8 protein-coding genes are annotated in these 8,523 nt (G+C 33.7%); 1 reads left to right on the forward strand and 7 read right to left on the reverse strand.

The window, feature by feature from the left end; genetic code table 11:
* Positions 1-17: 17 nt before the first annotated feature.
* The 6 genes from EGH73_RS02010 to EGH73_RS02035 all read right to left on the reverse strand — a co-directional run bounded on the left by EGH73_RS02010 (position 18) and on the right by EGH73_RS02035 (position 6,764).
* Positions 18-554: a biliverdin-producing heme oxygenase gene (locus EGH73_RS02010; protein ID WP_123280436.1), complete on the reverse strand. Its 537-nt coding sequence runs from the start codon at positions 552-554 to the stop codon at positions 18-20.
* Complete coding sequence (locus tag EGH73_RS02015; protein ID WP_123280437.1) at positions 535-2,736, reverse strand: ATP-binding protein; 2,202 nt, start codon at positions 2,734-2,736, stop codon at positions 535-537. The genes EGH73_RS02010 and EGH73_RS02015 overlap by 20 nt, the downstream gene beginning before the upstream one ends.
* Before the next feature lie 184 nt (positions 2,737-2,920).
* Positions 2,921-4,162, reverse strand: coding sequence for a DUF1015 domain-containing protein (locus tag EGH73_RS02020; protein WP_123280438.1), 1,242 nt, complete (start codon positions 4,160-4,162; stop codon positions 2,921-2,923).
* 3 nt (positions 4,163-4,165) lie between these two features.
* Positions 4,166-5,122 carry a D-2-hydroxyacid dehydrogenase gene (locus EGH73_RS02025; RefSeq protein ID WP_123280439.1) on the reverse strand — a complete coding sequence of 319 codons (957 nt, stop codon included), beginning with the start codon at positions 5,120-5,122 and terminating at the stop codon, positions 4,166-4,168.
* 156 nt (positions 5,123-5,278) lie between these two features.
* The gene (gene serC / locus EGH73_RS02030) at positions 5,279-6,334 is read right to left on the reverse strand and encodes a 3-phosphoserine/phosphohydroxythreonine transaminase (protein ID WP_123280440.1); all 1,056 of its coding nucleotides are present in this window, start codon (positions 6,332-6,334) and stop codon (positions 5,279-5,281) included.
* Between the two features lie 79 nt (positions 6,335-6,413).
* Positions 6,414-6,764 (reverse strand): 4Fe-4S binding protein, encoded by a 351-nt coding sequence (locus tag EGH73_RS02035; RefSeq protein WP_089769184.1) that lies wholly within the window; start codon positions 6,762-6,764, stop codon positions 6,414-6,416.
* 50 nt (positions 6,765-6,814) lie between these two features.
* Here EGH73_RS02035 and EGH73_RS02040 point away from each other — a divergent pair, with 50 nt between their 5' ends.
* Complete coding sequence (locus tag EGH73_RS02040; RefSeq protein WP_123280441.1) at positions 6,815-7,849, forward strand: acyl-CoA reductase; 1,035 nt, start codon at positions 6,815-6,817, stop codon at positions 7,847-7,849.
* A 64-nt stretch (positions 7,850-7,913) separates the two neighbouring features.
* Here EGH73_RS02040 and EGH73_RS02045 read toward each other — a convergent pair whose 3' ends face one another.
* Positions 7,914-8,225 (reverse strand): DUF3817 domain-containing protein, encoded by a 312-nt coding sequence (locus EGH73_RS02045; protein ID WP_123280453.1) that lies wholly within the window; start codon positions 8,223-8,225, stop codon positions 7,914-7,916.
* Positions 8,226-8,523: the final 298 nt, after the last annotated feature.

An 8,523-nucleotide genomic window follows, 5' to 3' on the forward strand; every position in this document is an offset into this window, starting at 1 on the left:
TACTTCGCTCTTTTTTTTTATGCTAATATCCGATAAGCTTTTCTTGCACCGGTAATGCAGCTTTCATAATCTTTTTCACTAATTCTTTCATCTAAAAAAGCTTTGAATTCCTGCCACATTAGCCCGGTTTTATCACCATATATCCCAAAGTAATTGAATGTGATATCTTCAAACGCAGGATTTTTCCGAAGCTGTTTCATAATTACATTTCCTCCTAAAGTAGATCCTTCCATCACATAAAGCGCTCCAAAAGCTTCGGCTTCGTTATCAAGATTGTCGGCAATACGATCATTATTAATATCAACATTCAGATTGTTTAGATCGGTTGTTATAGCCATGATTTTTCTGCGTATATCTAGCTTCAATTCAGGATATTTATGTAAAAATTTATTGACTTGAGGCTCATATTTGCTGACGAGGAAATAATTATGAATCAAAAGATTTTTATAATTTTCCAGCGTATAAGACTTGTCAAATATTTTATTGGATTGTAAGCTTTCTTCGGTTTTATCGTGCTCCTGTTTTGTTTCTTCTTTAAGAATTAATGAAATCATAGTTGGGCTTTTGAAATTTTAAAATAAAAGTGGTTCCATTTCCGCTTTCGCTTTCATAAGATATTTTTCCGCCCATTTTTTCCATAAGATGATGCACGATGCTTAGTCCTACACCATTACCATTAAATTCTTTAGCATTGTTCATCCTACTGAATATTTTGAACATTTTTTTGGATTCTTCCTGATCTATTCCGATTCCATTATCCGTAATCTTATAAATCACAACATTGTCATTAGTTTCTCCTACAATTTTCACTTTGGGTTTTTCGGATTTGGATGAGTATTTTACCGCATTTCCGATAACATTGCCAAAAACCTGATAAACCATAGTCTGGTCACCTAAAACTTCCGGGGTATTTTGTATGATTATATCTGTATGTGGAGATTCAAAGCTGATTTTTGAGTCTTCTACAACTTTTGTTATCAAAGAGTCTACCTGAATACTTTTCAGTTTTATTTCAGATTTCTTAATCTTACTCAGTTCCAAAACGTTCAGGATCATTTCACTCATCGTATCAACTTGGTTGGTGATATTATCCAAAGCCTTGCTGACATTTTCAGAACTAGGCAGTCTTTTTGCAAGCTGCGCATTTAGTTTTATGACGGTAAGTGGTGTATTAAGATCGTGAGAAATGGTGTGAGAGAAAGAATCTAGCTCTGCATTTAGTTCCTTTAATTGATTATTGAGGTCTTGTATCTGAGAAGATTTAGTATGTGAAGCTTTTAGAATAACTGATGTTATCCATTTTGCTGACTCAATTTCTTTAATTTTCCACGGTAATGAAGTTCCTTTTACATATTCTTTCCACACTTCAAATGATTTTCTGGGTGAGAATTTAATGATTTCAACGCCGTCTTTTATTTCTGAAGTTGTCTGTTTTTCGGGTTTTCCTGCCCATTTTATTTTATAACCTTGTTCTTTTCTAAGCCAAATGAGCATGTCGGAAGTGTTGTTACATAATTCGCTGATAATAATCCCGCAGCTGGTTTCAGAATTTTCAAGATTTGTCAGAGTACTGCAAAAGGTGTTGGAAATATAAATATTTTCCTGGAAATTATGAAAGTTTTCCTTGCTCCAGTTTATAATCTTTTCAATATCTGTATTATCCGGGGTATTACCTGCTGTCAGGATTTCGTCATTAATTTTTATGATAATTCCATCTGCGTTACAAGTATTCATAATATCATTGATATTATTTTCTAACGCTTTATCGAAACTATCATCATTCAATAAATTCTGACGTAGACTAATATTATTAAGGTTAATTTTCTGATATTCTTGCAATGTTTCAAGAGATCTGTAAGAAGCAAAAGCATTTGCGGAAGCTCTGGTAAGCGTTTCGACAAGTAATCTGGATTGTAAATCAAGATGTTTTGGCTCAGAATTTTGGCATGCAACCATTCCCCAGAGTTCTCCGTTAACAATAATTGATGTACTAAAACTAGCTTCAACCTGAGCATTTTTTAGATATTGGATATGAATAGGAGATGAAGCACGAGTTACAGAATATGTAAGATCAATTTCTTCTTTTGGGATGACACCGAAAATAGGATAAGTTTTTCCGGAAACATGCGATGTTATTCTCACCGGGTTTTTAAGGTATAAAGCTCTGGCCTGCGCAGGAATGTCAGATTCTGGGTAGTGTAAATCGAGATAACTCTCAAGATTCGGTTTAACAAGTTCTTCAATCACATTTCCGCTTCCGTCATACAAAAACTGATAAATCATAACACGGTCAAAATCAATAATTTGTTGGACTTCGTGCAATAAAATTTGCCAGATATTCTTTTCATTAGAATTTCTGAGTATATTTTGTATGGCTGCGTATTCTTTATTAATCTTATGATTGGGCATTACTTTCTCTATCTCGAAAAAAGTCCAACCTTTATGAGTATGAATACTTAAAGTATATTCTTGATTTTTAAAAGTAATATGTTGTATTGCAAGTATTTCGTTATCCGAAAAGTTATTCCAATTAACATCAATATCGAAGTGTGCGAAAAGTACACGGATATCTTTCCCCAAAAGAAAATCAGAATCTACAGAAAAAAAATCTAAGATATTCCCACTATAAAAAGTGATCTTAGAGTCTTGCGAACCCAATAGATAACCATACTCTTGGACTTCTCCACAAATATGTATCGGTTCTTGGTCACAATTAATATATTCTCTCGGATACATATTATGATTATAAGTTTAATCTATCCTTTGTGTTTTGAAGAGTAAAGATAGAAATAATAATTAACTCTGGTTAATTAATTATCTTTAATCAATTTTAATTGCTGTATAAATTATAAGTGACACAATTTCAATAACTAAAATAAAAAAAAGAGATTAGTATGTGTACAATAGTTCCACTATAAGTTTATTTCATATCGTACATCATTAAAGCTGTGATTAATTTTGGCTCAATCAATGTACACTTAGGCGGCATTTTGATTTCTTTGTCAGATATTTTTAGAAGATCTGTAAAGCTTATAGGATATATTCCGAAAGCAACTTTATATTCTCCGCTATCCACTTTTTCTTTCAGTTCGATAATACCTTTGATATCTGAAGTACCTTTCTGATAAATAATCTTATCAGTATGTTTGGCATTTTCAATTCCAAGAATATTTTCAAAAATATATTTGTTTACCAGGTGATGATCCAAGTCATTGTCATTTTTATGTTCTTCACGGATGCTGTGCTTCACATGGAGGCTGTAGAATTTTCCGCTTAGATACATACTAATATGAAATTTCTGAGAAGGATAATATGGTGATTCGCCTTTATCGTGAATCTGAAAATAATCATTTAGTCTATGCAGGAATTCTTCTTCGGTAAGATTATTTAGATCCTTCAATAATCTATTATAGTCATTAATTTTTATGGATTGATTAGAAACAATAAAACTATAAACAAAATTATAATGTTCTGTTCCGTGAGATTTTTTATACTTATCTCTTTGCTTTTTTGCATATTCTGCTACCGAACCAATTCTGTGATGTCCGTCTGCAATATAAAAAGAATCAATAGGATCTAAAACTTCTTTAAACTGCTGAAGCTTAAGTCGGTTATCTATTTTCCAGATTTTATGTCTCACCCCTTTATCATCTGTATAGTTGATGATTGGGACATTTTTCTGTTCGTGATTCATCAGGAGTTCCACCTTGGAATTAGAATGGTAAGTTAGGAGAACCGGCTCCGCTTGCACGCCAACTTTTTCAAGATAGTGGGCCATTTTCATTCTTCTTTCTGTGATGGTAGATTCGTGCTTTTTTATTTTTCCATCCCAAAAATCGTCTACACTCACGAGACCCATTAAACCACGGAAACTAGTTTTATTTGGTAAAATTTGTTCATATAAATAATATGCAGAATCATCCTGTATCAGTTTCTTGTCCTGGAGAAGTTCTTCAAAATTAGATCTTATCTTCCGGAGATTCCTGTCTACATCTTTAGATTTGCTTACAACAGCAGGTTTTATCATCTGTACATAAGAATCATCTACTTGAGCTTTTTTATTGATTTCTTCTTGAGTGAAATTATCTAAAGAATAAGTAGGAAAAACATCAATAAAATCAGTATTAGGTCTGATTCCTCTAAATGGTTTAAATACTGGCATATATTATAGTTCGTCTTTTATTTTAATTATCTGCTCTGCAAGTTCCTCAGCTATTCTGTTCTGAGCTTCCAGTGTATTACCTCCAATATGTGGAGATAATGACAATGCAGGATTCATAAGTATTTCTATTTCCGGATTGGGTTCATTTTCAAAAACATCCAGTGCAGCACCCGCAACTTTGCCTCTTTCGATAGCATCAATAAGGGCTACTTCATTCAGGACTCCACCTCTTGCAGTATTGGCAATAAAAACTCCTTCTTTCATCATAACAATCTGTTCGTTATCAATAAAATATTCTTCTGTATTAGATATATTGATACTTATAAAATCAGATTTTTTTAAAACCTCATCTAAATTTACGGATTTAATTTCGAAATGCAAAGATTGTCCATCGAAGAAAGAAATTTTTACATTTTCGGTTTTTGGAGTTCTGTTATAAGCTACGATAGACATCCCTAAGGAGATTCCTATTTTTATCACTTCCAGACCTATATTACCCATTCCTATGACACCTAATGTTTTGCCGGAGAGTTCTGTAGCATTATTAAAAGATTTCTTTAAAGTGTTGAATTTGGTATCGCCTTCCAGGGGCATTAGTCTGTTACTTTCGTGGAGAAATCTTGCTAATGAAAAGAAATGAGCAAAAACCAATTCCGCCACGGATTTACAAGAAGCTTTCGGAGTGTTTATGATATAAATACCTTTATCAATGGCATAATCTACATCTATATTATCCATACCAACACCACCTCGTCCTATGATTTTTAGATTAGGACATTCATCAATCAGATTTTTTCTGACTTGCGTAGCACTTCTTACAAGTAGAACATCTACATTATTTTCATTAATGAAATTGCTCAGATGTTCGGCAGAAACTCTGGCATCCAAAACCGTAATATCAGCTTCTTTCAAAAGTTGAATTCCCTTTTCGGAGATTCCATCATTTGCTAATACAATCATTGTTTAATTCAAAAATCTTTTAGTTATTGACTTTCCTCGACTTGTTTGAGTTAAAATTCAAGGTTCGCTAAGATACGATTTTTTCTTGTGATTAACATTACATTAACAAAAAACGTCCTCAATTACCTGAGGACGTTTTTACTTATAGAAGTAAACTTATAAACTTTTCATTACATCTACCAAGGCCTGTACACTTTCTATTGGCATTGCATTATAGATACTTGCTCTGTAACCGCCAACACTTCTGTGACCATTAATGCCGCTGATTCCTGCAGCTTTCCACGCGGTGTCAAAAGCTTCTTTTTTGGATTCATCGGTTAGCGTGAATGTCACATTCATAAAAGAACGGTCTTCAACCGCCGCTACACCCTGGAAGTTTGGATTTCTGTCGATTTCATCATAAAGCAATTTGGCTTTTTCATTATTTTTTTTCTCAGCAGCTGCTATTCCTCCATTTTCTTCCAGATGTTTCAATGTAAGATAAGATGCATAAACAGCAAAAACCGGAGGTGTATTGGACATAGATTCTTTATCAATATGAACAGAATAATCCAAATAGGTAGGGATATTTCTTCCCGTTTTTCCGAGAATCGATTTCTTCACGACTACCAGTGTTGCTCCTGCAGGACCCATATTTTTCTGCGCACCGGCATAGATAAGGTCAAACTGCGAAAAATCAATTTGTCTGCTGAAAATGTCGGATGACATGTCGCAAACCATCAGCGCATCCACTTTAGGAAATTCTTTCATCTGAGTTCCGAAAATCGTATTGTTGGATGTACAGTGGAAATAATCATATTCTAATCCTACAGTATAATCTTTTGGAATAAAATTGTAATTTGCTTCTTTTGAAGAAGCTACGACATCTACATTTCCTAATTTCTTAGCTTCCTTTATAGCGCCAGAGGCCCACGTTCCAGTATCTGTATAAGCAGCTATACCATCAGTTTTAAGAAGATTGAAAGGAACCATCAAAAACTGAAGGCTTGCGCCACCCTGAAGATAAAGAACTTCATAATCGTCGCCCAGATTCATCAATCTTTTTACAATTGCCCTCGCTTCATCCATTACTGCTACGAATTCTTTGCTTCTGTGCGATGTCTCAAGAATGGATAATCCCATTCCGTTGAAATCAAGGATAGCTTCCGCAGCTTTCTGAAAAACTTCCTGAGGAAGAATACTTGGACCTGCACTAAAATTATGTTTTTTCATTTATGGTAAGTAATTTGGTGTTAGGATTTAGGTGAAAATTCTTTAGCTTAAAGCCAATTGCAATTGGTCAGCAGCAGAATTACTCGTTGTGAAGAAATGCTTTCTTGGCTAGTAACTGATCTTCAGATTCTACATGATCTTCATCTGGCACACAGCAGTCTACAGGGCACACCGCGGCACACTGTGGTTCTTCGTGAAAACCTTTGCATTCCGTACATTTATCTGTAACTATAAAATAATAATCATCGCTAACGGGTTCCTGAGCGGCATCTGCATTCACGGAAAGACCGGATGACAAAACCACCATTCCTTTCAGGGCTGTTCCTTCTGATGCTTTCCAGTCTACGGCTCCTTCATAAATAGCGTTGTTTGGACATTCCGGTTCACAAGCGCCACAATTAATACATTCGTCTGTTATCTTGATAGCCATTGCTATATTTATTTATATTTTTGCACAAAATTACAAAAAAAAAGCCAGCTATGCTGAACGAAAACAAAATTTTGGGACTTGAAAGATTAGGTCAATTCATTATCGAATTTTTTTCAAAAAATGATGATAATTATAATGAAAAAGAAGAACGCCTGGCTTATCTCATGACGCGTTCCGAAATCGAAAACCCTTGGTTTACACAAGAGAATCAAAGATTCAATTTGGAACAATGGGCAAGTCTCTTTACAAAAGACAATATTGAAAACTGGCTTTCCAAATATCCATTATCAAATTCATCCAAAAGAGTAGGGCTCATATTGGCCGGGAATATCCCGTTGGTTGGTTTTCACGATATTATTTCGGTAGTGTTGAGTAACCATATTCCTGTCATCAAATTATCTTCAAAAGACCGATTGGTTTTGCCTTTTTTGTTAGAATTATGGAATGAATTTTCTAATAATAAAATTGAATATCAGATTGTGGAGAAGCTGGTAAACTTTGATGCTGTGATTGCAACCGGAAGTAATAACACAGCCAGATATCTGGAGTATTATTTCAAAGATAACTTAAGTATCATTAGAAAAAACAGAACTTCTGTCGCTGTTTTGAAAGGCGATGAAACCGATGAAGAATTACAATTGTTAGCCGATGATATTTTCCGATATTATGGATTAGGATGCAGAAATGTAACCCGAATTCTGATTCCTAATGATATGAAATTGGATAGATTGTTTGAGAATTTCATCAATTATAAAGATATTATCAATCATAATAAATACGCCAATAATTATGATTATAACAGAGCAATATATCTTTTAAATCAGGATCTATTCTGGGATAATAATTTTGTGATGCTGAAGGAAGATGAGAAATTGTTCAGCCCGTTGTCTGTGATTAATTTTTCACGTTATGAAACCTTGGAAGAAGTGAAGCAATTTTTGGACACCAACAAAGACGAAATCCAAACTGTTGTTGCAAAACCAGAATTGGGATTAGAATCCATCGGTTTTGGAGAAACGCAAAATCCGTCGTTGGATACTTATGCGGATAATATAGATACAATGGCTTTTTTGAGTGTGATTTAATGACTTTATAAAAAACAATAATTCATAAAAAACGGAGTCCGAAAGGCTCCGTTTTTGTTTATGTTTAAGCAGTCAAAGATTCTCGCTTCAGTTTCTTATCAAATACAAAAGGAAGAAAAGGAACAACTGAACCTATCAAATAATAAATAATTCTTAAAACACTCCAACGGTATTTGAAAGCTGCAGCAATCAGAACCGCAAAATAGAAGACAAACAGCCAACCGTGTACCCAACCCATATATTTGACAGCTTCCGGAATATCAAAAATGTACTTCAAAGGCATTGCAATCAGCAACAAAATCAAATATGAAATAGCTTCTACCAGAGCAGTATGACGATAAAGATTGATTAGTTTGAATTTTTTTCCTTCTAACATTGTATTCTGATTTGAAATAATAATTGCTATTAAAAAGACAAAGAAACGGATTCCATTCAGGAAGTTCAAAGTATTCTTTTATAAAAAATCATCAATTGCAAAACAGTCTAAGTACGATTTTAAAAAAAATCAACAAACAAAATAAATGTTATACTCTGTAACAACTATTTTTTAAAACTTATGTTCATTAGTGATTTCTCTGCATACCTGAAAACAAGTTCTATCTTTGTCAAATATCTACTAAATTACAATGAAACTCTCAACCAAAATACTTATTTTACTCGTAGTGCATTATTAA

The organism is Epilithonimonas hominis (genome assembly GCF_003730015.1).
Taxonomy (GTDB): domain Bacteria; phylum Bacteroidota; class Bacteroidia; order Flavobacteriales; family Weeksellaceae; genus Epilithonimonas; species Epilithonimonas hominis.